The 24556-nt window shown below is 60.0% G+C and carries 24 protein-coding genes; 12 read left to right on the top strand and 12 right to left on the bottom strand.

All coding sequences use genetic code 11. The features are described from left to right. Window positions 1-25 precede the first annotated feature (25 nt). Genes ASE36_RS08420 through ASE36_RS08435 form a run of 4 tightly spaced genes read left to right on the top strand, consistent with a single transcriptional unit; the run spans window position 26 to window position 4832 of the window. Entirely contained in the window at window positions 26-1315 is a 1290-nt protein-coding gene (locus tag ASE36_RS08420; RefSeq protein ID WP_062277647.1) for an AAA family ATPase, read from the top strand. 26 nt (window positions 1316-1341) lie between these two features. After that, the gene (locus ASE36_RS08425; RefSeq protein ID WP_062277650.1) at window positions 1342-2826 is read left to right on the top strand and encodes a CpaF family protein; all 1485 of its coding nucleotides are present in this window, start codon (window positions 1342-1344) and stop codon (window positions 2824-2826) included. Between the two features lie 5 nt (window positions 2827-2831). Then, window positions 2832-3836: a type II secretion system F family protein gene (locus ASE36_RS08430; protein WP_062277653.1), complete on the top strand. Its 1005-nt coding sequence runs from the start codon at window positions 2832-2834 to the stop codon at window positions 3834-3836. Between the two features lie 9 nt (window positions 3837-3845). Continuing rightward, window positions 3846-4832 carry a type II secretion system F family protein gene (locus ASE36_RS08435; RefSeq protein ID WP_062277657.1) on the top strand — a complete coding sequence of 329 codons (987 nt, stop codon included), beginning with the start codon at window positions 3846-3848 and terminating at the stop codon, window positions 4830-4832. Window positions 4833-4849: 17 nt separating this feature from the next. Here the strand turns inward: ASE36_RS08435 and ASE36_RS22540 are convergent, their stop codons facing one another. The 11 genes from ASE36_RS22540 to ASE36_RS08485 form a co-directional block, all read right to left on the bottom strand. Further along, a complete protein-coding gene (locus tag ASE36_RS22540) occupies window positions 4850-5011 on the bottom strand; it encodes a hypothetical protein (protein ID WP_156378587.1) in 162 nt (53 codons plus the stop codon). Window positions 5012-5099: 88 nt separating this feature from the next. Continuing rightward, window positions 5100-5564 (bottom strand): CoxG family protein, encoded by a 465-nt coding sequence (locus ASE36_RS08440; protein ID WP_062277661.1) that lies wholly within the window; start codon window positions 5562-5564, stop codon window positions 5100-5102. A gap of 99 nt (window positions 5565-5663) precedes the next feature. After that, window positions 5664-6968, bottom strand: coding sequence for a nicotinate phosphoribosyltransferase (gene pncB / locus ASE36_RS08445; RefSeq protein ID WP_062277664.1), 1305 nt, complete (start codon window positions 6966-6968; stop codon window positions 5664-5666). A 118-nt stretch (window positions 6969-7086) separates the two neighbouring features. Continuing rightward, window positions 7087-7389 (bottom strand): hypothetical protein, encoded by a 303-nt coding sequence (locus ASE36_RS08450; protein WP_062277667.1) that lies wholly within the window; start codon window positions 7387-7389, stop codon window positions 7087-7089. 95 nt (window positions 7390-7484) lie between these two features. Beyond that, window positions 7485-8447, bottom strand: coding sequence for a 2-hydroxyacid dehydrogenase (locus tag ASE36_RS08455; RefSeq protein WP_062277670.1), 963 nt, complete (start codon window positions 8445-8447; stop codon window positions 7485-7487). A gap of 12 nt (window positions 8448-8459) precedes the next feature. Then, the gene (locus tag ASE36_RS08460; protein WP_062277673.1) at window positions 8460-10088 is read right to left on the bottom strand and encodes an ABC transporter ATP-binding protein; all 1629 of its coding nucleotides are present in this window, start codon (window positions 10086-10088) and stop codon (window positions 8460-8462) included. Continuing rightward, window positions 10085-10588: a PIN domain-containing protein gene (locus ASE36_RS08465; protein ID WP_082510899.1), complete on the bottom strand. Its 504-nt coding sequence runs from the start codon at window positions 10586-10588 to the stop codon at window positions 10085-10087. Before ASE36_RS08465 ends, ASE36_RS08460 begins: the two co-directional genes overlap by 4 nt. Then, on the bottom strand, window positions 10576-10824 hold the full coding sequence (locus ASE36_RS08470; protein WP_062277680.1) for a hypothetical protein: 249 nt from the start codon (window positions 10822-10824) through the stop codon (window positions 10576-10578). The genes ASE36_RS08465 and ASE36_RS08470 overlap by 13 nt, the downstream gene beginning before the upstream one ends. 66 nt (window positions 10825-10890) lie before the next feature. Next, window positions 10891-12027 (bottom strand): ABC transporter permease, encoded by a 1137-nt coding sequence (locus tag ASE36_RS08475; protein ID WP_062277684.1) that lies wholly within the window; start codon window positions 12025-12027, stop codon window positions 10891-10893. Next, window positions 12027-13121, bottom strand: a complete 1095-nt coding sequence (locus ASE36_RS08480) for a microcin C ABC transporter permease YejB (protein ID WP_062277687.1) — start codon at window positions 13119-13121, stop codon at window positions 12027-12029. The genes ASE36_RS08475 and ASE36_RS08480 overlap by 1 nt, the downstream gene beginning before the upstream one ends. A 140-nt stretch (window positions 13122-13261) precedes the next feature. Continuing rightward, window positions 13262-15064 carry an extracellular solute-binding protein gene (locus tag ASE36_RS08485; protein WP_062278225.1) on the bottom strand — a complete coding sequence of 601 codons (1803 nt, stop codon included), beginning with the start codon at window positions 15062-15064 and terminating at the stop codon, window positions 13262-13264. Window positions 15065-15278: 214 nt separating this feature from the next. Here ASE36_RS08485 and mepA point away from each other — a divergent pair, with 214 nt between their 5' ends. From mepA to ASE36_RS08515, 6 genes are all read left to right on the top strand, one after another. Then, entirely contained in the window at window positions 15279-16340 is a 1062-nt protein-coding gene (gene mepA / locus ASE36_RS08490; protein WP_062277690.1) for a penicillin-insensitive murein endopeptidase, read from the top strand. An 84-nt stretch (window positions 16341-16424) separates the two neighbouring features. Then, window positions 16425-16805 carry a methylglyoxal synthase gene (locus ASE36_RS08495; protein WP_062277695.1) on the top strand — a complete coding sequence of 127 codons (381 nt, stop codon included), beginning with the start codon at window positions 16425-16427 and terminating at the stop codon, window positions 16803-16805. A 27-nt stretch (window positions 16806-16832) separates the two neighbouring features. Continuing rightward, window positions 16833-17888, top strand: a complete 1056-nt coding sequence (locus tag ASE36_RS08500; protein ID WP_062277698.1) for a glucokinase — start codon at window positions 16833-16835, stop codon at window positions 17886-17888. 115 nt (window positions 17889-18003) lie between these two features. Further along, window positions 18004-19776, top strand: a complete 1773-nt coding sequence (locus ASE36_RS08505; RefSeq protein ID WP_413813651.1) for an ABC transporter ATP-binding protein — start codon at window positions 18004-18006, stop codon at window positions 19774-19776. Window positions 19777-19790: 14 nt separating this feature from the next. After that, complete coding sequence (dapB, locus tag ASE36_RS08510; RefSeq protein WP_062278227.1) at window positions 19791-20603, top strand: 4-hydroxy-tetrahydrodipicolinate reductase; 813 nt, start codon at window positions 19791-19793, stop codon at window positions 20601-20603. A 21-nt stretch (window positions 20604-20624) separates the two neighbouring features. Beyond that, window positions 20625-21260 (top strand): 2,3-bisphosphoglycerate-dependent phosphoglycerate mutase, encoded by a 636-nt coding sequence (locus ASE36_RS08515; protein ID WP_062277703.1) that lies wholly within the window; start codon window positions 20625-20627, stop codon window positions 21258-21260. Between the two features lie 165 nt (window positions 21261-21425). Here the strand turns inward: ASE36_RS08515 and ASE36_RS08520 are convergent, their stop codons facing one another. Then, window positions 21426-22340 carry a LysR family transcriptional regulator gene (locus tag ASE36_RS08520; RefSeq protein ID WP_062277707.1) on the bottom strand — a complete coding sequence of 305 codons (915 nt, stop codon included), beginning with the start codon at window positions 22338-22340 and terminating at the stop codon, window positions 21426-21428. A gap of 136 nt (window positions 22341-22476) precedes the next feature. Here ASE36_RS08520 and ASE36_RS08525 point away from each other — a divergent pair, with 136 nt between their 5' ends. Continuing rightward, window positions 22477-23274 (top strand): alpha/beta hydrolase fold domain-containing protein, encoded by a 798-nt coding sequence (locus tag ASE36_RS08525; RefSeq protein WP_062277709.1) that lies wholly within the window; start codon window positions 22477-22479, stop codon window positions 23272-23274. Between the two features lie 50 nt (window positions 23275-23324). Next, window positions 23325-24518 (top strand): efflux RND transporter periplasmic adaptor subunit, encoded by a 1194-nt coding sequence (locus tag ASE36_RS08530; RefSeq protein WP_062277713.1) that lies wholly within the window; start codon window positions 23325-23327, stop codon window positions 24516-24518. Window positions 24519-24556 lie beyond the last annotated feature (38 nt).

A 24556-nucleotide genomic window follows, 5' to 3' on the forward strand; every position in this document is an offset into this window, starting at 1 on the left:
CGTCCCTCACGGACAGGAAAGCAGTATGAACGCGATCGACTACGAATTCGAGGACGGAGCCCAGAGCGTCCACGCCCCTGGCGACAAATCTGTCGCCGGCGATGTCGAGGCTCTTCGCCCGCTGCCCCGCATCTCGGTTCACGCCTTCTGCATCAGCGAGGGTGTTCACCACGTCATGCAGCAATGTGGCGGAGACCGACGGATGGCGCGCGTCAGCCTGCGGGTGACACGCGGCAACATCGCGGCGGCGGCGGCGATGTTCGCCTCGACACCGACACCGAACCTGATCATCCTTGAAACCGAGGCGGGGCCGCGCGAACTGCTGGCGGAACTCGCGCCGCTGGCCGAAGTCTGCGACCCATCTTCCCGCGTCATCGTCGTTGGGCGTCATAACGACATTTCACTTTATCGCGAACTTATCCGCAGCGGCATCTCCGAGTACATCGTTGCGCCTTTCTCGATGGCCGAGATCATGGGTGCCATCGCTTCGATCTTCGTCGATCCTGAAGCAGAGCCTCTGGGGCGCAGCATCGCGTTCATCGGGGCCAAGGGCGGCGTGGGCTCCTCGACCATCGCTCACAACTGCGCATTCGGCATCTCCACGCTGTTTTCGACGGAAACCGTGCTGGCCGACCTGGATCTGCCCTTCGGCACGGCCAATATCGACTTCGACCAGGATCCGGCTCAAGGCATGGCCGAAGCCGTGTTTTCACCCGAGCGTCTGGACGAGGTGTTTCTGGATCGCCTGCTGACGAATTGCGGCCAAAATTTCTCGCTGCTGGCAGCCCCGTCCCTGCTCGATCGCGGTTACGACTATGAGCGCGGCGCCTTTCAGCCGATCCTCGACCTCCTGCAACGCAGTGCGCCGGTCAGTGTGCTCGACCTCCCCCACACGTGGGCTGACTGGACGCGCGCCGTGCTGTCGGATGTCGACGAGGTTGTCATCACCTGCGCACCCGATCTCGCCAATCTGCGCAACATGAAGAACATGCTGGACGCGCTGAAGAAGCTGCGACCGAACGACAAGCCACCGCATCTGGTTCTCAACCAGGTTGGAATGCCCAAGCGACCAGAAATTGCTCCGCAAGACTTCTTCGAGCCGCTCGAACTCGAGCCGGTGGCAATCATCCCGTTCGACGCGCAGCTCTTCGGTACAGCGGCAAATAGCGGTCGGATGATCCCGGAAATGGATGCCAAGTCGCCCACGGCAGAGACGTTCAGCCAGCTTGCCCATCTCGTCACCGGACGCGCAGCGATCAAGAAACCGAAAAAGGCCGGTCTCGGCTCGCTGCTCGAAAAGCTCCGGAAGAAGTAGACCTTGAACAGGAACAGGTAGAACTCATGTTTGGCAAACGCGGAAACGATGGTTTCGGCAAGGGAGGTGCGGGCGCAGGCACAGTGCCGGCTCCTGCGGCTGCCGTGCCTGCTGCGCGCTCAGCCACGAGCCTGATCGAGCCAGGCAGTCCGGAAGTCAGCAACCGCATGCAGGTGACGCCGCCGCCCATGCCGGGGGCAGCCCGCAAGAAGGCGCCGCGAACCGACGACTACTACGACACGAAGAGCAAGGTGTTTTCCGCGCTCATCGACACGATCGACCTGTCCCAGCTTGCCAAGCTGGACGGCGAAAGCGCGCGTGAAGAAATCCGCGACATCGTCAACGACATCATCACGATCAAGAACTTCGCGATGTCGATCTCCGAGCAGGAAGAACTGCTTGAAGACATCTGCAACGATGTTCTGGGTTATGGTCCGCTCGAACCGCTGCTCGCCCGCGACGATATCGCCGACATCATGGTCAACGGTGCCGGCCAGACCTTCATCGAAGTGGGCGGCAAGACGATCGAGTCGGAGATCCGCTTTCGCGATAACTCTCAGCTTCTCTCGATCTGCCAGCGCATTGTCAGCCAGGTCGGGCGCCGCGTCGACGAATCGAGCCCGATCTGCGACGCGCGTCTGCCCGACGGCTCACGTGTCAACGTTATTGCCCCACCGCTTGCGATCGATGGACCGGCGCTCACCATTCGTAAGTTTAAGAAGGACAAGCTGAACCTCGCGCAGCTCGTCAAGTTCGGAGCAATCACGCCCGAAGGTGCCGAGGTTCTGCAGATCATCGGCCGCGTCCGCTGTAACGTCGTCATTTCGGGCGGTACCGGCTCGGGTAAAACGACGCTTCTTAACTGCCTCACCGGCTTCATCGATTCGGATGAGCGCATCATCACATGCGAAGACACCGCAGAACTTCAGCTGCAGCAGCCACATGTCGTGCGCCTCGAAACCCGCCCGCCGAATATCGAAGGCGAGGGCGAGATTACGATGCGCGATCTCGTGAAGAACTGCCTTCGTATGCGTCCCGAACGCATCATCGTCGGTGAAGTGCGCGGATCGGAGGTTTTCGACCTCTTGCAGGCGATGAACACCGGTCACGACGGCTCGATGGGCACGATCCACGCCAATACGCCGCGCGAGTGCCTCAGCCGTATGGAATCCATGATTGCCATGGGCGGCTTCTCGCTCCCGGCCAAGACGGTGCGCGAGATCATCTCCGGCTCGATCGACGTCATCATCCAGGCCGCGCGTCTGCGCGATGGTTCGCGTCGCATTACCCACATCACCGAAGTGATCGGGATGGAAGGCGACGTGATCATCACCCAGGACCTGATGCGCTACGAGATCGAGGGCGAAGATGCGGCCGGCAAGATCATCGGCCGGCATGTGTCGACCGGTATCGGCAAACCGCATTTCTGGGATCGCGCGCGCTACTACAACGAAGACCGTCGCCTCGCGGCTGCGCTCGACACCATGGAACAGAAATCGAAGGGGCTCTGAGACACATGGACCCGACCATACTGGGCATCGTCTTGCTGGTCGCGGTATCTACGGCAGCGGTCGCCTATGGCCTCCTCTACAACCGAATGGAGACCGACAAGAAAACGACCAACCGCATCAACCGCGTTAAATCCGCCGAAACCGACATGGGTCAGGTCAAGGCTGCGCGGGATCGCGTTCAGGAAATTTCCAAGCGCCGCAAATCTGTGCAGGATTCGCTGAAGGAACTGGAAAAGAAGCAGCAGGAAAAGTCGAAGAAGGCCAAGGAGACCAGTCTCAAATCAAGGATCGTGCAAGCGGGTCTTTCGATCACCCCGGTGCAATTCTATCTCTTCAGCGGATTCCTGGGACTGTTCGTTCTTTTGGCAACGCTATTGGCGGGCATGCCACCGCTCGTCATGCTGGGGCTCACCTTCGTGTCGGCACTCGGCCTGCCGCGCTGGGTGATCAATTTCCTGGTCAGACGGCGCCAGAAGCAGTTTCTGGAAGAGTTTCCCAATTCTCTCGACGTCATGGTTCGATCGATCCGGTCGGGCCTGCCGCTCAACGATGCGATCCGCATGATCGCATCCGATGGCCAAGAGCCGGTGAAAACCGAGTTTCGTCGCGTCGTCGAATCGCAACAACTCGGTCTGAGCGTGCCGGATTCGATTGCTCGCATGCATCTGACCATGCCGCTCTCGGAAGTGAGCTTCTTCGCGATCGTCATCGCCATCCAAGGCCAGGCGGGCGGCAACCTTTCGGAAGCGCTGTCGAACCTGTCACGGGTGCTGCGCGACCGCAAAAAAATGAAGGCCAAGGTCCAAGCGCTTTCCATGGAAGCCAAGGCATCCGCGGCGATCATCGGCGCCCTGCCCTTCATCGTGGCCTTCCTCGTTTACATGACCTCACCGCAATACATCATGATTCTCTTCACCGATGCCCGCGGCCATCTGATCCTTGGCGCGTCTGCAGTCTGGATGAGCATTGGCCTGATCGTGATGCGCAACATGATCAACTTCGACATCTAGGGGATCGGCATGACGGAAGACTGGGCTGCCCAAATCGCCAATCCCGCGCTTATTCTTGCGGTTCTGGTTTCGCTTGCCGTTTTCGGCACCTTCTACACGCTGGTCATGCCCTATTTCGAAAAGGGCGACCTGAACAAGCGGATGCGGGCGGTTTCGACGGAGCGCGACCTGATCCGGGCGCGTGAAAGAGCCAAGTTGAATGCGGAGGCGGCCCAAAGCCGCGCCACGCTACGCTCTAACAACAACCAGTCGGTCCGGCAGATCGTCGAACGTTTCAACCTGCGCAAGGCGCTGGTCGACGACAAGACCGTGGACAAGCTCAAGGCTGCTGGCCTGCGTTCGCAGAACGCGTTGAACATCTTCCTTGTCGCACGGTTTCTCCTGCCGTTCGGCACACTGCTGCTGACGGCGTTCTGGATTTTCGTGCTGGGCAATCTGGCCGAGAAGGCTCTTCCGATCCGGATATTTGCCACCATTGTCGGCGGTTACATCGGCTTCTATCTGCCGATCATCTACGTTTCCAACCGCATCTCCAAGCGCCAGCACTCGATCCGCCGCGCGTGGCCGGATGCTCTGGACCTGATGCTGATCTGCGTGGAATCCGGGATATCTCTTGAGGCTGCCATGCGCCGCGTCTCCGACGAAATCGGCGAGCAATCACCGGAACTGGCGGAGGAAATGGTTCTCACGACGGCGGAATTGTCATTCCTGCCCGATCGCCGCCAGGCGCTGGAGAATCTGGGCACACGCACCCAGCTCGACAGTGTGAAAAACGTTGTCCAAGCACTGATCCAGGCGGACCGTTACGGCACGCCGGTCGCCCAGGCTTTGCGCGTGCTGGCGCAGGAAGGCCGCGACGAGCGCATGAACGAGGCCGAGAAGAAGGCCGCAGCACTGCCGCCGAAGCTGACTGTACCGATGATCCTGTTTTTCCTGCCCGTACTCGTGGCCGTCATTCTCGGCCCGGCCGGGATCCAGGTGTCAGACCGGCTCTGATCAGCCGGTCGCCAGGATCAATGGACGGTCGAGAATTCCTCGTCGAGCAGCTTCAGCGCATCCTGAAGCGCTTCCACCAGAATGTCGGTGAGCTCGTCAGACTTGTTCTCGATCAGCATCAGCTTCACAGCCATGTCCTGCTGGTCGAAATATTGATCCGGTCCCTCATTCATCGTCATGTCCCCTTCTCGCCGAATCATTTCGGCCGGAGCCAGATTGAGGTGACAGGCTTGCGTAAGGCTGTCGAGTGTTCCTTAATTGCCCGGGTCAGGCAGAGTCCGTTGCATTCTCCGCGCCGACAGCGGCGCCGAAATTTGAAAAGAACTCAGCCGCCAGTTTCTTCGAGGTTGATTCGATAAGGCGACTTCCAAGCTGGGCAATCTTACCGCCGACCTCTGCCTTCACGACATAGGTCAGGATCGTCACGGATGGGCCGTCACTCTCCAGAGAGACATCTGCGCCGCCTTTGGCGAAGCCGGCCAAACCGCCCTTCCCTTCTCCAGAGATGGTGTAGGAATGCGGCGGATTGAGGTTCTGCAGTTCCACGGCGCCCTCGAACTTCGCCTTGATCGGTCCGATCTTCAGAACGACCTTGGCCACCATTGATGTCTCTGACGTCTTCTCGAGGCTTTCACACCCGGGAATCGCCTGTCTCAAGACGTCCGGGTCATTGAGCGCCTTCCAGACGGCATCGATAGACGCTTCGATCCGCTCGCTGCCTTGCATGTCCATGGTTCTTCCTCCCTTGCCAGACGGGCTCCCTCCCGCCTCTGCCCAAGAGAGCATGGCGCAGGCTCTCCACGCAAGCGGCCTCCCATATGGAGATGGAGGCTAGACGAGAACGGCCTGCTCGACGCGGTCCTGCGAGCCGAAGAATCGGAGGTAGCGCTCGACTTCAGCGGGTTCACCCGTTGCCTTGCGCGGATTGTCGGACAGTTTCACCGCAGGACGACCATTGGCTTCGGACACCTTGCAGACGATGGAAATCGGCTTCAGTCCAGCGATCTCAACCGGTGCACAACCGGCAAAGTCGTTGGTCAAATTGGTGCCCCAGCCGAAGCTCATGCGGACGCGACCGGCAAAGTGGCGATAGGTATCGATGATCGCGTCGACATCGAGACCGTCCGAGAAAATGAGCAGCTTCTTGCGCGGATCGCGCCCCATCTTTTTCCACCAGTCAATGATCTTCTCGCCGCCTTCGATCGGCGGGGCGCTGTCGGGGCGGAAGCCCGTCCAGTCTGCCACCCATTCAGGTGCGTCGCGGAGGAATGCGGTGGTGCCGAATGCATCCGGCAGGACGATCAGCAGGTTTCCGCCATACAAGCGGTTCCAATCCTTGAGGACGCGGTAAGGGGCTGCGGCAAGTTCCTCGTCATTGCGTGCCAAGGCGGCGACGACCATTGGCAGCTCATGGGCATTGGTGCCGACGGCCTCAAGATCAGAATCCATAGCCAGCAATACATTGCTGGTGCCGGTAAAGGCGGGGCCAATCCCTTCCTTGAGCGCTTCAACGCACCAGCGCTGCCACAGGAAGCTGTGGCGCCGACGGGTGCCGAAATCCGAAATACGCAGCCCCGGCAACTCCTTCAGCCGCTCGACTTTCGACCACATCTTGGCCTTGGCCCGCGCATAAAGCACATCCAGGGTGAAATAGCCGAGCGAGCGCATGGCAGCCCGGGAACGTAGCTCGTTGATGATGGCGAGTGCGGGAATCTCCCACAGCGTCGTTTCCATCCAGGGGCCGTGGAATGTCAGCTCATACTGGCCATCTCGCTTGGTCAGTTCGTAGTCCGGAAGCTGAAGGTTACCGAGCCAGGCGAGAAACTCCGGCTCGAAGATCTGGGCACGACCATAGAAGGTGTTACCGGCCAGCCAAATCATCTCCTTCTTGCTCAGACGAAGGGCACGGACATGATCCAGCTGGTCTCGCAACTCCTGCTCATCGATCTCGTCGGCGAGCCTCACGGAGGTCGTGCGATTGATCAACGTGAAGGTTGCGTGCACGTCCGGATAGAGCTTCCAGATCATCTGGAGCATTAAAAGTTTGTAGAAGTCGGTGTCAATCAGGCTGCGAATGATCGGGTCGAGCTTCCAGGCGTGATTGTAAACCCTGGTCGCGATATCAGTCTTGGTCATCTGCCGCTGCCTTACCGATCACTGCCGATTAGCCCGTGATCAGCGGTCGCCACGGTGCGACCGCTTCTGCTGCATGTTATCGGCAATCGAAACTGCCTTGTCCAGTGACTGAAGTTTATCACTGGCCCGGGGTCGGGTTCGATTGCGGCATGTTCTGCGTGCCGGATTCGGTCGTATTCGGTGCCGGCGCAGGGGCCGTTTCAGTCGTCGGCTCATTGGCCGGATTGCTCGGCGCGATCGAATTGCCCCACCATTCGGCCGGGATCCAGACGAGCATGGCAAGGACAAGTCCTGCCAGCAGCACGATCAAGACCGGCTTGCCGCGAAAGCCCTGGCGAGCTTCGGTTGGGGTCATCGGCTCGGGCTGCAAACCGCGGGTTCTACGATCCGTAGCATTTGGAAGGTCGGTTCTGCTGCTCATGGCACTCTCCCTGTTTTCGGAAAAGACGTCTTTTGACGCCGTTCTCCTTAGGCAAACGGGAGCAGGCTATGAATGTTCCGAAGCTCACGGACCTGTCAGTATCCGGAAGTCCGGTCGACGACGAATTGCAGAGGTTTTCCGGCTTCGAGGCGATCTATCTGCTGTTCGACATGCCGAAACAGTGCGCGTACCTCCGATGAGGCCGCTGCATGGGGTGTGACCAGGACATTGGGCAAGGTCCACAAGGGGCTGTCGGGACCAAGTGGCTCGTTCACGAAGACGTCGAGGGAGGCAGCCTTCAGAGTGCCGTCAGTCAGGCAGGCCACGAGATCTGCCTCGTTCTGGCTGCCGCCGCGCCCGGCATTGAGGAAGACCGGGCCGCCCAGCGCTCCCACTCGCGACAGCTTCGAGAAAAGCGCTTTGTCATAGATCCCGCGCGTATCATCGGTCAGCGGCAGAAGGCCGACAAGGATGTCCGTGCGGCCGAGAAACTCGTCCAGGCCGCCGGCACTGAAGGTTTCAATGCCGTCTATCTCTTTCTTGCTGCGCGACCAGCCGATAACACGAAAGCCCATGGCCTTGAGCTTTGCGGCGGCATCAGCTCCGAGCACGCCGAGACCCATGATGCCAACAGTGACATCGCGTGCTTCCGGCTGGGCGGCGATTTCGTTCCAGACGTGCGTGCGCTGCTGTTCGGCGTAGGTGAAACCGTTACGAAGATGATGCAGACACTGCCACACCACCCACTCGCTCATCCGATCCGTCAGGCTGCGGTCGACGAAGCGCACGATGGGCAGGTCGGGAAGCTGGTAGTTGGAAAGAATGTGATCAACGCCGGCGCCGCCGGAAAAGATTGCCTTCAACCCGCTGGCACGACGGAAGAGATCCGGGTCCGGCTTCCAGACCACCGCATAAGCGGCCTCGGACAGATCCCGGTCGCGATTGGCGGGATCGCCGAGATCGATGACCTGCCGACCGGCAAACGCCTCCGGCAAGGCACGCAGAACGCTGTCGCGGTCGAAGCGAAGATCGATGATGATGGGGCTTTTATCGGGCATGATTAGAATTCTCTACTGGCGGACGCCACCGATCTCGGCGGCTTCAAGATTGAAGGCGGCGGCCATCAAGGCGCGGGTATAATCGGCTTTGGGTGCTGCGAAAACCTCGGCAGCGGGTCCCTGCTCGACCACCTTGCCGTTGCGCATCACGATCAATTCGTTTGCCAGCGCCTTCACAACCTTCAGGTCGTGGCTGATGAAGAGGTAGGCGAGGTCATGCCTGGCCTGAAGATCGCGCAGAAGGTCAACGACCTGGGCCTGGACGGTCATGTCGAGCGCGGATGTGGGCTCATCCAACATCACGAAACGCGGCTTCAGAACCATGGCGCGGGCGATGGCAATGCGTTGCCGCTGACCGCCGGAGAATTCATGGGGGTAACGCCAGCGGGTGGCAGGATCGAGGCCGACTTCTTCGAGTGCCCAGGCAACGCGACCGTCCCGCTCTTCCGAGGTCAACTGTTTCTCATGAACCTTCAGCCCTTCGGCAATGATCTCGCCGACCGACATGCGTGGGCTGAGAGACCCGAAGGGGTCCTGAAAGACGATCTGCAAACGATCGCGCAGCGGGCGCATTTCGCTGTAGGAAAAGCTGTCGATGCTCTTGCCGATGAAACTGATGCGGCCTTTGGACGAAATGAGGCGCGAGAGCGCGAGCCCGAGTGTCGTCTTGCCGGAGCCGGATTCGCCAACGACGCCGAGTGTCTGCCCGGCCCGCAGTGTGAGATCGATGCCGTCGACGGCCTTTACGTGATCCACGGTACGGCGCAGGAAGCCGGCCTTGATCGGGAACCAGACGCGGATGTCTTCGCCCTGCATGACGACAGGTTTGCTTTCGTCCAGCAATGGCGGTTCGCCGCGCGGCTCGGAGGCGAGCAGTTTCTTTGTATAGGGATGCTGCGGGCGCTCGAATATCTCTTCGACCGCGCCTGCCTCGACGATCTCACCCTTGGTCATGACGCAGACGCGATCGGCAAACTTGCGGACGATGCCGAGATCGTGGGTGATGAAGAGCATGGACATGCCGTGCTCTACCTTCAGGCGTCCCAAAAGTTCGAGGATCTGGGCTTGGACGGTAACGTCGAGCGCCGTGGTCGGCTCATCTGCGATCAGGAGCTTCGGCCTGTTGGCAAGCGCCATGGCAATCATCACCCGCTGGCGCTGGCCGCCAGAGAGCTCATGCGGAAAGGCAGTCAGCCGCTTTTCCGGTTCGCGGATATCGACCTGATGGAGCAGTTCCAGGATACGGGCGCGAGCCGCAGCGCCTGACAGCCCCTGGTGAAGCGCGAGGATCTCGCCGATCTGCCGCTCGATCGAATGCAGCGGGTTGAGCGAGGTCATCGGCTCCTGGAAGATCATGGTGATATCGTTGCCCCGAACCCCGCGCAGCTCAGGCTCACTCGCCTCCATCAGGTCGCGTCCATCGAACAGGATCTGTCCAGACGGGTGGCTGGCGGAGGGATAAGGCAGAAGCTTGAGGATCGACGCGGCCGAGACGGACTTGCCGGAACCGGATTCGCCGACCAGAGCGACAATCTCTCCGCGCTTGATTTCGAATGACACTCGATCGACCGCCAGGCTCTCGCGTCCGCCCTGGTGGAAGGCGACGGAGAGATCGCGCACGGAGAGGAGTGGTTCAGTCATGATGCGGACAGGCTTTCGATCAGGGAGGTGAGAGATGGGGCATCCAAGTGGCAAACCTCAAACGAGCCAGGCTCTTCGGAGGACGCACTTGTGACAGAGTTCGAGATACCGTGGTCATCGGTCAAGAAATGCGTGGTGCCGATGGCAAGACCCGATGCGACATGGATGGCGTCGGGAAGCTTCAGACCGGCACGCCGTGCACGCAATTGTGCAGCCATATCAAGAATGCCATTGGAAACGGGAACAATCTGCAGCCAAGGCAGCCCCGAGACCCAGGCCCTATAGATTTCAATCAGCCTCGTGTCGTTTTGGCGCAACGGCTTGACCAAAAGTTCCGACACAGTCAACGCGCCGGTAGCCAGGATCGCGCCCGGTCGGGATGATGCCTTATCGGTCAGGTCTCGCAGCATTTCACGCAGGATACCCTCACCCTCGACCAGCAAGATGGCGGCATTCGTGTCCAGATAGAGTTGGTGCCGTTGCGGCATCAGTCGTCCCATTCGTCGCGAAGTTCCCGAATACGCGCCACAGCTTCAGCGGTTGTAACGCGCCGGCCGTTCTGACTACGATAGGCCTCTACCGTTTTCATAAACTCATCAAAGCTCGTTTTGGCCGGGTTCGGTGCGTCGCCTTCCATCTCCACCACGATGCGCACGGTAGTGCCCTCCGCCAGCCCCTCGCGGAGATCTGCTGGCAAGTTCTCAACCGGATAGTGCTCTCTGACGATCTTGTTCATGGCATCACGCTCCTGATCGGACTCGTCGCATCATGCCACAGGTGCTCTCGTTTGACGAACCCGCCTTCATCGGAAGGTCTTCCTCGGATCAAACGCATCGCGCACCGCTTCGCCGACGAAGATCAGGAGCGAAAGCATGATCGACATGGTGAAGAAAGCGGTGAGGCCGAGCCAGGGAGCCTGGAGGTTGCGTTTGCCCTGCGCAATGAGTTCGCCCAGCGACGCAGAACCGGGCGGCATGCCGAAGCCGAGGAAGTCGAGGGAAGTGAGCGTGGTGATCGAGCCCGAGAGAATGAAGGGCAGGAAGGTTAGCGTCGCCACCATGGCATTCGGCAAGAGATGACGGAACATGATCGTGCCATTCCCAACGCCCAGCGCCCTGGCCGCATTCACGTATTCGAAGTTTCGGGCACGCAGGAACTCGGCCCGGACGATGCCGACGAAACCGACCCAGGAGAAAAGCAGCATGATGCCGAGCAGGACGAAGAAGCCGGGCGGCAGGATGGCGGCGATAATCAGCAGGATGTAGAGGACCGGCATCGAAGACCAGATCTCGATGAAGCGTTGCATCAGAAGGTCTGTCCAGCCGCCGAAATAGCCCTGCACGGCACCGGCCGTGACGCCGATCGCGGCAGAGGCGACCGTGAGTGCCAGACCGAAGAGGATCGAGATGCGGAAGCCGTAGATCATACGGGCCATGACGTCGCGGGCCTGATCGTCGGTGCCGAGCCAGTTCATGTTGCCGAGCACGCAGTTCGGATCCTCCGCCTTCAGCGGATAGGCGGCGCAGCGCTCATCCTTGCCCATCAGCCAGAAGGGTGCCGTTGGTGCCGAATGCGGCACTTCGGAATTGACCGTGCGATACGAGTAGCGGATGGGCGGCCAGATCATCCAGCCGTTCGCGTTGATCTCGTCTGAAATAAAGGGCGAGCGGTAGTCGGTCACGGCGAGGAAGCCGCCGAACTTCTCTTCCGGATAATCAACGAGAACGGGGAAGAGCATCTCGCCCTTATAGGAGGCGATGATCGGCCGGTCATTGGCAATGAACTCGGCAAACATGCTGAGCACGAACAGGATCATGAAGATCCAGAACGACCAGAAGCCCCGGCGGTTCGCCTTGAAGTTTTCAAGGCGGCGACGATTCGTTGGTTTCAGCCAGGTTTTCTTCGGCGGAACAACAGTGACGGTTTCGACGGCGGACATCAGACGTCCCTCCGGTCGAAGTCGATGCGCGGATCGATCCAGGTGTAGATGAGATCGGAGATGAGGCCGACGACGAGGCCCATCAGGGAGAAAATGTAAAGCGTGGCGAACACGATCGGATAGTCGCGGTTGACGACCGCGAGATAGCCAAGGCGGCCCAGGCCATCGAGCGAGAAGATGTTCTCGATCAGCAGAGAACCCGTGAAGAAAGCGGAAATGAAGGCGCCCGGCAGGCCCGCGATGACGATCAGCATGGCATTGCGGAACACATGGCCGTAGAGCACCTGTCGCTCGGCCAAACCTTTGGCGCGGGCAGTCACAACATACTGCTTCTTGATCTCGTCGATGAACGAATTCTTGGTGAGCAGCGTCGTCGTCGCGAAGGCCGAAAGCAGAAGTGCTGTGAGCGGCAGCGTGAGGTGCCAGAAGTAGTCGAGGATCTTCTGCCACCAGGAGAGCTCGGCGAAATTGTCGGAGGTAAGACCTCGCAAGGGGAACCAGTCGAAGAAGGACCCGCCAGCAAAAAGAACGATCAGCAGGATACCGAAGAGGAAGCCGGGCACGGCATAGCCGACGACGATGACGCCAGAAGTCCAGACATCGAAGCGCGAGCCGTCGGAGACGGCCTTCTTGATACCGAGCGGGATGGATATGGCATACGAAATCAAGAGGACCCAGATTCCAAGCGAGATCGACACCGGCATCTTTTCGATGATCAGGTCGATGACCGAGGTATTGCGGAAGAAGCTCTCGCCGAAATCGAAGCGAATGTAATTCCACATCATCTCGACGAAGCGTTCGAGCGGGGGCTTGTCGAAGCCGAACTGCTTTTCAAGCTTGGCAATCAGTTCGGGGTCGAGGCCCTGAGCACCTCGATAGCGCCCGCCTCCTTCATCTGCGGACTGCGGCTGGTTGAGCATATCGCCGCCGCCGGACAGCCGCGCATCGGCGCTGTCGCCCTGACCGCTCAGTTGCGCGATCACCTGCTCCACAGGGCCGCCCGGGGCAAACTGGATGACGATGAAGGAAATGCCCATGATGCCGATGATGGTCGGGATCATCAAGAGGAGCCGGCGGAAGATATATGCGGTCATGCGGGTTGCCCTGCAGGGGTATGGCCACTGCCCGCCCACAACCTGTATTCATCCGCCAATGCGCAAGCCTCCGTCGTAGAGCGATTCGTATGCTTCATTCGTAGCCCGCCCCACAGGAGGTGCAAGTGCCGTCGTCGTTTTCAAAGCGACTTGGCCCACCAGACGGACGGGAATCCAGTGCTGTACGTCGGTAATTCAGCCGGATGCTCGAACTTGTCCCAGTAGGCGTAGCGGGCGGTTCTGCCGTAATACAGAGGTATGACGTAATCATGGGCAAGCAGTACGCGATCCATGGCCTTTGTTGCCGCAACCTGCTCATCGCGGTCGGCCGGGAAAATGATCTTATCGATCAATGCATCAACGGCAGGATCCGCGATGCCGGCATAGTTCTGCGACCCCTGCTGGTCAACCGAAGCTGAAGACCAATACGTCCGTTGCTCGTTGCCGGGATTGAGCGTCTGGCCCCAGACGGACCATGTCATATCATAATCAAAAGCTCGGATGCGGTTGGTATATTGCGAGTCGTCGACCGTCCGCACCTGCATGTCTACGCCGATCTTTCGCAGTTGCTGCTGGTATGGGACGCCTACGATTTCGAGTTGGGGGCTCGACAGAAGCAGTTCGAAGCGAAAAGGCTCTCCCGTCTTAGAATTGACCATGGCGTTGCCTCGCAATTCGTAGCCAGCCTGCTTGAACAACTCGACGGCCTTGCGAAGGTTTTCACGGGCCGCCTGGGGGGTCCCCCCCACCGGATTGGTGTAGGGAGTATCAAAGACGGCGGTCGGAACCTTGTCCTTAAGGCTTGTCAAAAGTTCCAGTTCTTTGCCCTGCGGAAGGCCACGAGAGGCCAGTTCGGTTCCGAAGAAGAAACTGTCGACGCGCTGATAGGCCCCATAGAACACCGTGCGGTTCAAATCCTCGAAGTCGAGCGCGTAGTTCAGCGCCCGACGAATGCGTTGATCCTTGAACAGGTCGCGCCGCATATTCGGGACCAGAGCTTGCATGATGCCCGTGGCACGATAGGGATTCTCGAATTCCTCCTTCTTGACGCGTCCGTCTTTGACGGCCGGGAAATCGAAACCGGTCGCCCAACGTGCAGCCCGGGTTTCCACCCATAGATCCGTATTGCCGGAGCGGAAAGCCTCGAACTCAACGTCTCGATCGCCGAACATGGTGTAGGTGATTGTCGCGAAATTGTTCTGACCTACATTCACGTTGAGGTCCTTGGCCCAATAATCACTGCGGAGCTCGTAGCGAATGGTCGACCCCGCTTTGAAATCCGCAATCTCATAGGGTCCCGAGCCCATGACCGCTTCCAAAGTGGTCCGGGAAATGTCCCGCGGCTTGCCGTCGGGCCCATTTGCTTCCCACCAGTGCTTGGGCATCACCGGAAACTGGCCGAGAATCATAGGTAGTTCGCGATTGTTCTTCTGATCGAACCGGAACGTGATGTCGCGGTCGCCGGTCTTTTCGCCTGATTTTACGTGACTATAGTAGTTGGTGTAAACCGGGTTAAGTTCCTTCAGCTTGTCGAAACTGAAGATCACGTCTTCAGGCGTCACGGGCGCACCGTCGGCAAAGCGGGCTTCCTGTCTGAGACGGAACGTCGCGGTGGAAAAATCCGGCGGAAAAGATACACCCTCCGCCAACAGGCCGTAACCCGTCGATACCTCGTCATCGACGTCCTTCAACAGGGTGTCGAAGACATTCGCGAGACCCGGTGCAGCCTCACCCTTGTTGAGCACGAGATTGAAGCTGTCGAAGGTACCAGTCGCCGACAGTCGCAGGGTGCCGCCCTTGGGCGCTGAAGGATTCACGTAGTCGAGATGGGGGAAGCCCGGTGGATATTTGACTTCACCCACGATTGCGACCCCATGCTTGAAAGGAGCAGCTGGTTCCTGCGCTTGCACACCGCCAGCGCTCACCGTCAGCCCAGCAACCATCAGCCAGTTGAGAAGTCGCGCTTTCAAAGCCATGCCCAAAACCCCGTTCATTAGTTGACAGGAGAATAAGACAAAACCCTGAGAAATACAGGGATGCTGACGCAGAATTGAAATCGCGCGCGTTCGCAGTTTCACCCGAATCCTGTTTCACGGTAGCATTCGTATGTGATTCATCCGTCCACCCGGATCGTCAAACCGTTAGGAAATGTTGTCGATGTCGCCACTCAACGCCTGCCGCAGTCTTGCAGCAGCCCTCATGATCCTGGGAGCCGTATCGGCTTCTGCCGTCGATGTCGCACAGGCACAGGATACGCCGGCCAAAGAGTTGTTCGGCGGCGCCACACTGCCGACCCGGGCGGCTCCTTCCCCCTATGGATCCTACGCAAAAGGATGCATAGCAGGGGCTGTCGCCATTCCCACTGATGGGCCGACATGGCAGGCCATGCGGCTTTCGCGCAACCGACGCTGGGGGCATCCGCAGATGATCGCGCTTTTGGAGCGATTTTCTCAGGATGCGGCACAACTGGGATGGGGATCGGGCATCCTGATCGGCGACATATCGCAGCCCCGCGGCGGGCCGATGCTGTCGGGGCACGCCTCCCATCAGGTGGGCCTGGATGCCGACATCTGGTTCACGCCGAAGCCGGCGCAGCCATTGTCGCCGCAGCAGCGCGAGGATATGCCGTTCACCTCCATGCTCGACAAGAGCAAGTTCCTAACTGTCGACAAGCGCCGATGGACCAACATCCATGCGCAGGTGGTCGTTCAGGCTGCCAGCTATCCGCAGGTGGAACGGGTGTTCGTCAATCCGGCCATCAAGAAGAAACTCTGCGAGACCTGGACGGGTGACCGGGTGGTTCTTGGCAAGATTCGGCCGATCTATGGCCATGACGAGCATTTCCATATCCGCATTCGTTGCCCGGAAGGTGCGACCGGCTGCAAACCACAGGCGCCAGTTGGACCCGGAGACGGCTGCGACAAGTCGCTTGCCTGGTGGTTTACCAAGGAGCCTTGGGAGGCGCCGAAAAAGGACCCGAACGCCAAACCGGCACCGAGGCCGAGAGCGATGCAACTGACAGACCTGCCGAAAGCTTGCCGCGCAGTATTGCGTGCGGACGGCGCTGGAAACGAACTGGAGGCAACGTATCGACCGGCTGGCGGGCAAATGCTGGCTCCCACTGCGTCCGCCTTCGCTGCACCGGCTCAAGCTCTTGCAACGCCCTTCGAACTGCCCGTCGAGGTTCCTGTCCCGCCTGCACGCCCGAGCGGATATTGATGCAGGACTGATCGGGTGGCTTTTCAAGCAGAAGCCTCTGCGGTAGAGGGTATCAAATCGATTTAAAAGAGCTGCCGATCCATCATGACCAGCCTCCCTTGCATCGCCCTGATTGCCCATGATCAGAAGAAAGACGACATGGCGGAGTTCGCCCGCCGGCATCGTGCGAAGCTTCTCCATTGGCGGATCGTGGCGACTGGAACGACAGGGGGTCGCATTCAGGACGCAGCACCGGACCTCAACGTCACCCGGCTGAAAAGTGGTCCACTGGGCGGTGATCAGCAGATTGGCGCGCTGATTGCCACGGGTGAAGTCGACATGCTGGTCTTCCTCGTCGACCCCTTGACTCCGATGCCGCATGATGTGGATGTGAAGGCACTTATGCGGCTCGCAACCGTTTACGACATCCCGATGGCGCTCAACCTTGCGACCGCCGACATCCTGATGCAGACCCTGACTGCCTGAGGCAGTGGAGCCAAGACCGGACAAACCATGGCCCAGACACAGCGTGACGATACCCTTCCCTTTCCAATCCTGATCGGCGACATCGGCGGCACGAATGCCCGCTTCTCGATCCTGCTCGACAACAGCGGCGAAGCCATCAGTTTTCCAAACGTGATCAACAAAGATTTCGCCACGATCGACGAGGCGATCCGCATATCCGTACTCGCCCAGACGATGCACAAGCCGAAATCGCTGATCCTCGCCCTTGCAGGCCCTATCAAGGGCGACGAGGTGCCGCTCACGAACTGCCCCTGGGTCGTGCGCCCGAAGGTGTTGATGGCCGAACTCGGCTTTGCCGAAGTGCTCTTGCTGAATGATTTCGAAGCGCAGGCGCTGGCAGCTGCCACGCTCGGCGTCTCCGACCGGCAGCCGCTCGGCGCGCTAAGCGATGCGCCTCTCGGGTCGCGGGTTGTGCTCGGTCCGGGAACGGGGCTCGGGGTTGCCGGGCTCCTGCGGGCACGGGATACGTGGTTTCCGGTTCCCGGCGAAGGTGGACATGTGGATGTCGGTCCGCGCACGGAACGCGATTATGCCATCTGGCCCCATCTGACCCCGGTGCATGACGGAAACGCCACGCTCGGGCGAATTTCTGCGGAAGAACTGCTTTCGGGTCGGGGGCTGATGAACATATATCGCGCGCTCTGCAAAGCCGAAGGCAACCGGACCCCTCGCTACGAAGAACCGGCAGAAGTTTCGGCTGCAGGAATTTCTGGAGCAGACGCCTTGGCTGGAGAAGCGCTCAGCCTCTTTGCTACCTATCTCGGTCGTGTGGCGGGGGATCTTGCACTGATATTCATGGCGAAGGGTGGCGTATTCCTCGCCGGCGGCATTTCTCCGAAGATCCTGCCGGCGCTGCAGAGCGGCGAATTTCGCGCTGCTTTCGAAGACAAGGCACCGCATCAGGGCCTGCTGCACGGCATCCCCACATTCGTGGTCACGCATCCACAAGCGGCCCTTCACGGCCTTGCAGCCTTCGCAAGCGCGCCATCGGATTTTGGTCTCGCTACCGAGGGCCGACACTGGCGCAATATGGCTGCAGAATAGGCGCTATGGTCAAATGTGCTGCAACTGGCTATAGAGCGGCGGCCCCAAGGGGATCTGCTTATAGCAACAGCACAGGACTTTTCTTTTGAGCGCCAAGGGCAAATCCAACGAAACGCTGGACAGGGACAGCATCACCGCCGTCTTGCGTCGGGTGGTTACCGAAAATGGCCGCGAGCATCTGGGCGCCTATGCCTTCGCCATCGTCTGCCTTCTCACTGTAGCGGCGACGACAGCCTTTACGGCATGGATTATGGAATCGGTCATCAACGAGGCCTTTGCCAACCGCCGGGCAGATCTGATCTGGACCATCTGCGGTTCGATCTTTGCAGCATTCGTCATTCGCGGCTTTGCCGGTTACGGCCAGGCCGTTACCCTTGCAAAGATCGGCAACAATATCGTGGCGCGGTACCAGCGCCGCCTGTTTGCGCACCTGATGACGCTGTCGGTCGGCTATTTCAATGAATCCCGGTCTGCGCGCTTGTCTGCGCAGATCAACCAGAACATCAACGGTGTACGCGATGTGCTCAACCTGACGGTGACGTCGCTTGCTCGCGACCTCGTCACGCTGGTGTCGCTCGTCGGCGTGATGTTCGTGCAGGATGTGGTGCTTTCACTAATCGTGTTCACGGTCGCGCCCCCCCTGCTGCTCGGCCTTCGTTACCTCGCCAAGCGACTGCGAAGCGCGACCAGAGAATCTGTTATCCTGAATTCGCATGTACTCGGCGCCATGCAGGAGACGGTTCAGGGCATCTCTATCGTCAAAGCCTTCACGATGGAAGAGCAGCTCCAGCGCAAGATCCAGTCGACGATTGATGCCGCAGAGCGCCGCTCCAACAGGATCGCCCGCCTCAGCGAACGCAATGGCCCGCTGACGGAGTCTCTGGCAGGCCTGTCGGTTGCTGGGGTCATGGCCTATGCTGCCTACCAGGCAATTTACGGCGGCGTGCTACCAGGTGCGTTCTTCTCCTTCATCACCGCCCTTCTGCTGGCCTATGAACCGGCCAAACGCTTGGCCAAGCTGCAGGTGCAGATGGAACGCGCGGCGGTGAACGCCAAGATGATCTATGAGATCCTCGACATGCAGACGCATCAGCGCGACAAGCCTGGTGCTGGGGAGCTCAAGGTCACCGAGGCCCGAGTCGAGTTTCGTAACGTCCGTTTTGCCTATGGAAGCAACGACCCGGTCCTGCATGGACTTGATTTCGTGGCCGAAGGCGGCAAGACAACGGCACTGGTCGGTCCTTCAGGCGCAGGAAAATCGACAATTATCACGCTCGTGCCGCGGTTTTACGACCCCGCCGAAGGCGCTATCCTGATCGACGGACAGAACATTGCCGATGTCACTAAAGCATCGCTGCGTCATCACCTGGCCTATGTCTCGCAGCAGCCTTACTTGTTCGAGGGAACGATCCGCGACAACATCCGCTATGGACGGCCCGAGGCGACGGACGCGGAGATCGAGGATGCGGCACGGCTTGCCAATGCCCATGAGTTCATCCTGGCGCAGCCGATGGGTTACGACACCCCCGTCGGCGAGAACGGGTTGACGCTCTCTGGCGGCCAGCGGCAGCGGCTGTCGATCGCGCGGGCTCTCGTGCGCAATGCACCGATCCTGCTTCTGGATGAGGCGACCTCGGCGCTCGACGCAGAATCCGAGGCAGCGGTCCAGCAGGCACTCGATGCCGCCATGGTCGGGCGCACGGTCATCGTGATCGCCCATCGCCTCTCGACCGTTATCAAGGCAGACAAGATCATCGTCATGCAGGCGGGCCGTGTGGTCGAGGAAGGCACGCATCAGAGCCTTGCACAGCGGCCGAGCGGTCTTTACGCTCGCCTGCACAATCTCCAGGCCGCTCATGGCGGTTCAGACGTCTTGCAGGAAATCTGACCATGACCTCTCCAATGAAGCTCGTCGTCGTCGGTGCCGCCGGGCGCATGGGACGCACGCTGATCAACCTGATCTGCCAGACGGAGGGCTTGGTTCTTCACGCCGCCGTCGAGCGCCCAGGCTCACCTGCTCTCGGCAAGGATGCCGGAGAGCTTGCGGGAGCCGGCACACTCGGCGTTGCTGTTACCGACGATCCGTTGGCAGCTTTCCTGCATGCCGATGGCGTCATCGACTTCACTTCGCCTGCCTCGACCGTGGAGTTTGCCGCGCTTGCGGCTCAGGCGCGTATCGTCCATGTCATCGGCACGACCGGTTGCCTGCCGGAACATGAAGAGAAGATCGATGCTGCGGCCCGGCATGCACGGGTGGTGAAATCCGGCAATATGAGCCTCGGCGTCAATCTTCTGTCTGTCCTGATCAAGCAGGCCGCAAAGGCGCTGGACGCTTCCGATTGGGACATCGAGGTGCTGGAAATGCACCACAAGCACAAGGTCGATGCGCCGTCCGGCACGGCGCTTCTGCTGGGACAGGCGGCAGCGGAAGGGCGAGGTGTCGATTTGGACAGCCATTCCGTGCGGGTGCGCGATGGCCATACCGGCGCCCGCGAAGAGGGTTCGATCGGATTTGCCACGCTGCGGGGAGGCTCCGTCATCGGCGAGCATTCCGTGCTTTTTGCCGGTGAAGGCGAAATCATCACCCTTTCCCACAGTGCCGGCGACCGTTCGCTGTTTGCACGCGGGGCTCTCACGGCTGCCGTCTGGGCCTTCGACAAGAAGCCCGGCCGCTATACCATGCTCGACGTGCTCGGGCTCAACTCCACCCCCTGATCGTCAAGAGAGGAATTGTCGATGACCGGTACCCTCGTGCTCGTGCGCCATGGCCAGAGCGACTGGAACCTGAAGAACCTGTTTACCGGCTGGCGTGATCCGGACCTGACGGAACTTGGCGTGCAGGAAGCCAATGCCGGCGGCAAGGCGCTCGCCGATTACGGCATCAAGTTCGATGTCGCTTATACCTCAGTGCTGACGCGGGCCCAGAAGACCTGCAACATCATCCTCGAAAACGTTGGTCAGACGGGGCTTCAGACGATCAAGGATCAGGCGCTGAACGAGCGCGACTACGGCGATCTCTCCGGCCTCAACAAGGATGACGCGCGCGCCAAGTGGGGTGAGGAGCAGGTGCATATCTGGCGCCGTTCCTACGACGTGCCGCCGCCGGGCGGCGAGAGCCTGCGTGACACCGGCGCCCGCGTCTGGCCCTATTATCTGACCGAGATCCTGCCCCGCGTGTTGCGCGGCGAAAAGGTACTGGTTGCGGCCCATGGCAATTCGCTGCGCTCTCTCGTGATGGTTCTCGACAAGCTGACCAAGGAGCAGATCCTCAGCGTCAATCTCGCGACCGGTGTTCCCATGGTCTACAAGCTGAACGCGGATTCGACAGTCGCTTCGAAGGAAGTGCTGGGCGACATGTCCGGCGCGCATTGAACTTGCGCTCCCGCTGAAGAAAGCCGTCGTTCTTCTGCGCTTCGAACAGAGTTGGTAGCCAGCTAAGCAATGGCCGGAAGACAAGGTCTTTCCGGCCATTTTTGCGCGCCATCACATGGTATTCTCCGCGGAAGCTCTCATATCTGATCTGAAACTGGCGTGTTCTCATCCCTCCAGCTTGAGCTGCGACTTCGCCAAAAGCTGAACTATCCAGTCGACGAAGATCCGGACTTTGTTGCTCAGATGCCTGTTCGGTGGATAGACGATGTACATGGGAATGGACTCGATGTGCCACTCCGGCAGCACACGCACGAGATGCCCCTGTCGGAGCGCGTCGGCCGCCATGAAGTGGGCAAGTGGAGCGATACCCAGGCCTGACAGGGCTGCCGCGAGGTAGGAGCGGGCATCATTAACGGAAACGATATAGCGGGAATTGACCTGGATTTTCTCCCCATGCCGGATGAAGTCAAAGGGGATCGTGCGATTGGTTGTGGCGAGAAAGTAGTTGACGCAGTGGTGCCGATCGACGAGTTCGCTGGGATGGTTGGGCATTCCGAACTCGTCCAGATAGCGAGGGGCTGCACAAGGCACGAGGGCCATTTCGCCCACCTTGCGGGCAATCAGTGACTGATCCCGCAGTGCTCCTGCCCTGAGCGCGCAGTCGACGTTCTCCGCGAGATAGTCCACCGTGCGATCTCCCACCCCAAGATCAATCTGGATATCGGGAAACTGCGCGTGAAACTGCGCAAGAGCCGGAATCACGAGGAGATCGGCAAAGGCGCCGGCCATTTCGACACGGAGACGGCCTGCGGGATTGGTTCTGGATCGCGATAGGCTGCCATCCAGTTCGTCAATCTCAGCGACCAGTTGGACCGCTCTCTCATAATAAAGGGCGCCGTCAGTGGTCACCACCACGCGCCGCGTCGTGCGGTTCAGCAGCTTGGTCTGCAGGTGGGCTTCAAGATTTTGGATCAGGTTGCTGACGGTGGCCTTTGGCGTGCCTAGCGCGGCCGAGGCACGGGTAAAACTACCGGTCTCGACCACTCGCACGAAAGCGCGCATGGCTGACAGCTGGTCCATAGTGACTAATCCTGTTGAAGGCTATTATTCGGAATTCCGGACAGTGAAGCCCGTTTTGCCATACTTCTCAGTCCATGTCGATCAATGATAGATATGACTTCGCTTTCGGCTGGTCCGATGAGCTTCAGGTGGTGAGATGACGGTCGAAATCAAAGATATGACGCTCGATAAGGTGGCCATTGGCCCCGTTTCGGCACGTGTCTACCAGGGTGAAGACTACGCCAAAGGTCCGCCCGTCGTGCTCTACTTTCATGGGGGCGCCTTCCTCCAGTCGGGCCCGCGAGATTGCCAGCTGGCGAAGTGCATTGCCGAGACCGGCGCCATTGTGGTCGTCCCCGACTATAATGGCCCCCTGGGCGGGGTCTTCCCGCAGCCCTTGGAGGTCGGATTTTCGATCTTTTCCTACCTTGCCAAGAAACGCGCAGGGCTCGGAGACCGGAAATCGCAGTTGCTGATCGGGGGCGAGGAGTCCGGCGGGAATGTTGCGGCAGGTGTGGCACTGAAGGCGCGTGACAATTTTGCCGAGGCGCTGGACGGGCAGGTTCTCTTCTCGCCTTTGCTTGATCCCTTCATGGGGACGGCCTCCTTCCAGATGGCGGATGCGGTCGGCATGCGTCAACGTTGGTCGGAGGGGTGGAACCACTATCTGAGCGCCGGTGTGTGTCATCCTTATGCCGCACCTCGACTGTGCTCGCGGCTGTCGGGAATGGCACCGGCGCTCATCATTTCGTCGAAGGACGATCCTCTCGTCGACGAGGCACAGGCCTATGCCGATGGATTAGAGCGGTCGGGTGTGATGGTCAGCAGACATGTCCTGGAAACGGGAACGGGCTGGCCATCGGTCTACGGAGGCGCGGTGACCCAAGCGCCCGCCTACGGAGACAGCGTCTGCCGATACTTTTCGGAGTTCATCCGAGACATACGCGTTCAATGATTTTGTGAAGACATCGTCAGCCCGCTGAGTGGGCTTCAAGGAGAATAGCCATGACATCGACATGGAAACGCTGGGCCCTGATGGGCACCGGCCTAGGTCTTGCTGCGTCCATTTCCGTCGCAGCGCTCGTCTATCAACTGCCCGGTACGATCGCGGCTGCGGAAACGGACACTGCTGCGGCGGCTCCGCCGGCAGTTCCGGTGACGGTCTCCGTCCTGGAAAACCGCGAAATCCGCTCGTGGGAAGAGTTTTCCGGCAGGCTCGAAGCCATCGAGCGCGTCCAGGTTCGCTCCCGTGTGGCTGGTGCCATAGAGGGTGTACATTTCCGCGAGGGTGCGCTGGTCAAGGCTGGCGACCTGCTGTTCACCATCGATCCGGAGCCCTTCAAGACTGCCGTCACTCAGGCCGAGGGGCAGCTGGCGTCGGCGCAGGCGCGCCTGCAACTCGCCAAGACGGAATTCGAGCGTGGGCAAAAGCTTTCGTCTGGCAACAGCATATCCAAGAGCGAATTCGACCAGCGCGGCAATGCTCTGGCTGAAGCGCAGGCTGCCGTCACAACGGCGGAAGCCGCCTTGCATGCGGCTCAGCTGGAACTGGATTACACGAATGTACGTGCGCCTGTCTCGGGACGCGTGGGCAAGGTCGAGATGACCGTGGGCAATCTCGTCGCCGCCGGCTCGGCATCGCCGGCGCTGACGACACTGGTTTCGGTCGATCCGATCTATGCCGCATTCAATGTCAGCGAAGAAACCGTAGCCAAGGCTTTGGCACAATTGCCGACCTCCGGTGATGCTCTACCGCCGATCGAGGAAATTCCGGTCGAGATGGGCACGCTTGCCGACCAGGGAACGCCGATCAAAGGCAAGCTTCAGTTGATCTCGAACGAAGTCGAGCTTTCGAGCGGGACCGTCGGCGTGCGCGCAGTATTCGATAATCCAGGCGGGCGCCTCATGGCGGGCCAGTTTGTCCGGGTTCGGTTGGGTCAGCCGCACGCGGCGAACAAGATCCTGGTGAGCGAACGTGCCATCGGTACCGACCAGGACAAGAAGTTCGTCTTCGTGGTTGGAGACGACAATAAGGTTGCCTATCGCCCGATCGTCGTCGGCAGCATCTCGGACGGATCGCGAATCATCGAAAGCGGTCTTACCGCCGGTGAACGCGTCGTCGTCAGCGGGCTGCAACGGATCGCGCCCGGCGCCTTGGTCGATCCGAAGCCTGCGGACACTGTGGCAGCTGCAAAGTAACTCGTCCCTTGCGCGGTGCACTTCGGCGCACCGCGTCA

Origin of the sequence: Rhizobium sp. Root274, from assembly GCF_001429245.1 — a bacterium.
In the GTDB taxonomy this organism is placed as follows: Bacteria; Pseudomonadota; Alphaproteobacteria; order Rhizobiales; family Rhizobiaceae; genus Allorhizobium.

What these genes read in the sequence shown, in the direction of transcription:
- ASE36_RS22540 (WP_156378587.1), bottom strand. Translation starts at nt 5,011, where the DNA reads ATGACGATGAATGAGGGACCGGATCAATATTTCGACCAGCAGGACATG.
- ASE36_RS08450 (WP_062277667.1), bottom strand. Translation starts at nt 7,389, where the DNA reads ATGAGCAGCAGAACCGACCTTCCAAATGCTACGGATCGTAGAACCCGC.
- ASE36_RS08460 (WP_062277673.1), bottom strand. Translation starts at nt 10,088, where the DNA reads ATGACTGAACCACTCCTCTCCGTGCGCGATCTCTCCGTCGCCTTCCAC.
- ASE36_RS08420 (WP_062277647.1), top strand. Translation starts at nt 26, where the DNA reads ATGAACGCGATCGACTACGAATTCGAGGACGGAGCCCAGAGCGTCCAC.
- ASE36_RS08435 (WP_062277657.1), top strand. Translation starts at nt 3,846, where the DNA reads ATGACGGAAGACTGGGCTGCCCAAATCGCCAATCCCGCGCTTATTCTT.
- ASE36_RS08520 (WP_062277707.1), bottom strand. Translation starts at nt 22,340, where the DNA reads ATGGACCAGCTGTCAGCCATGCGCGCTTTCGTGCGAGTGGTCGAGACC.
- ASE36_RS08475 (WP_062277684.1), bottom strand. Translation starts at nt 12,027, where the DNA reads ATGTCCGCCGTCGAAACCGTCACTGTTGTTCCGCCGAAGAAAACCTGG.
- ASE36_RS08500 (WP_062277698.1), top strand. Translation starts at nt 16,833, where the DNA reads ATGGCCCAGACACAGCGTGACGATACCCTTCCCTTTCCAATCCTGATC.
- ASE36_RS08455 (WP_062277670.1), bottom strand. Translation starts at nt 8,447, where the DNA reads ATGCCCGATAAAAGCCCCATCATCATCGATCTTCGCTTCGACCGCGAC.
- ASE36_RS08480 (WP_062277687.1), bottom strand. Translation starts at nt 13,121, where the DNA reads ATGACCGCATATATCTTCCGCCGGCTCCTCTTGATGATCCCGACCATC.
- pncB (WP_062277664.1), bottom strand. Translation starts at nt 6,968, where the DNA reads ATGACCAAGACTGATATCGCGACCAGGGTTTACAATCACGCCTGGAAG.
- ASE36_RS08525 (WP_062277709.1), top strand. Translation starts at nt 22,477, where the DNA reads ATGACGGTCGAAATCAAAGATATGACGCTCGATAAGGTGGCCATTGGC.
- ASE36_RS08440 (WP_062277661.1), bottom strand. Translation starts at nt 5,564, where the DNA reads ATGGACATGCAAGGCAGCGAGCGGATCGAAGCGTCTATCGATGCCGTC.
- ASE36_RS08495 (WP_062277695.1), top strand. Translation starts at nt 16,425, where the DNA reads ATGACCAGCCTCCCTTGCATCGCCCTGATTGCCCATGATCAGAAGAAA.
- ASE36_RS08530 (WP_062277713.1), top strand. Translation starts at nt 23,325, where the DNA reads ATGACATCGACATGGAAACGCTGGGCCCTGATGGGCACCGGCCTAGGT.
- ASE36_RS08430 (WP_062277653.1), top strand. Translation starts at nt 2,832, where the DNA reads ATGGACCCGACCATACTGGGCATCGTCTTGCTGGTCGCGGTATCTACG.
- ASE36_RS08425 (WP_062277650.1), top strand. Translation starts at nt 1,342, where the DNA reads ATGTTTGGCAAACGCGGAAACGATGGTTTCGGCAAGGGAGGTGCGGGC.
- mepA (WP_062277690.1), top strand. Translation starts at nt 15,279, where the DNA reads ATGTCGCCACTCAACGCCTGCCGCAGTCTTGCAGCAGCCCTCATGATC.
- ASE36_RS08465 (WP_082510899.1), bottom strand. Translation starts at nt 10,588, where the DNA reads ATGGGACGACTGATGCCGCAACGGCACCAACTCTATCTGGACACGAAT.
- ASE36_RS08485 (WP_062278225.1), bottom strand. Translation starts at nt 15,064, where the DNA reads ATGGTTGCTGGGCTGACGGTGAGCGCTGGCGGTGTGCAAGCGCAGGAA.
- ASE36_RS08470 (WP_062277680.1), bottom strand. Translation starts at nt 10,824, where the DNA reads ATGAACAAGATCGTCAGAGAGCACTATCCGGTTGAGAACTTGCCAGCA.
- dapB (WP_062278227.1), top strand. Translation starts at nt 19,791, where the DNA reads ATGAAGCTCGTCGTCGTCGGTGCCGCCGGGCGCATGGGACGCACGCTG.
- ASE36_RS08515 (WP_062277703.1), top strand. Translation starts at nt 20,625, where the DNA reads ATGACCGGTACCCTCGTGCTCGTGCGCCATGGCCAGAGCGACTGGAAC.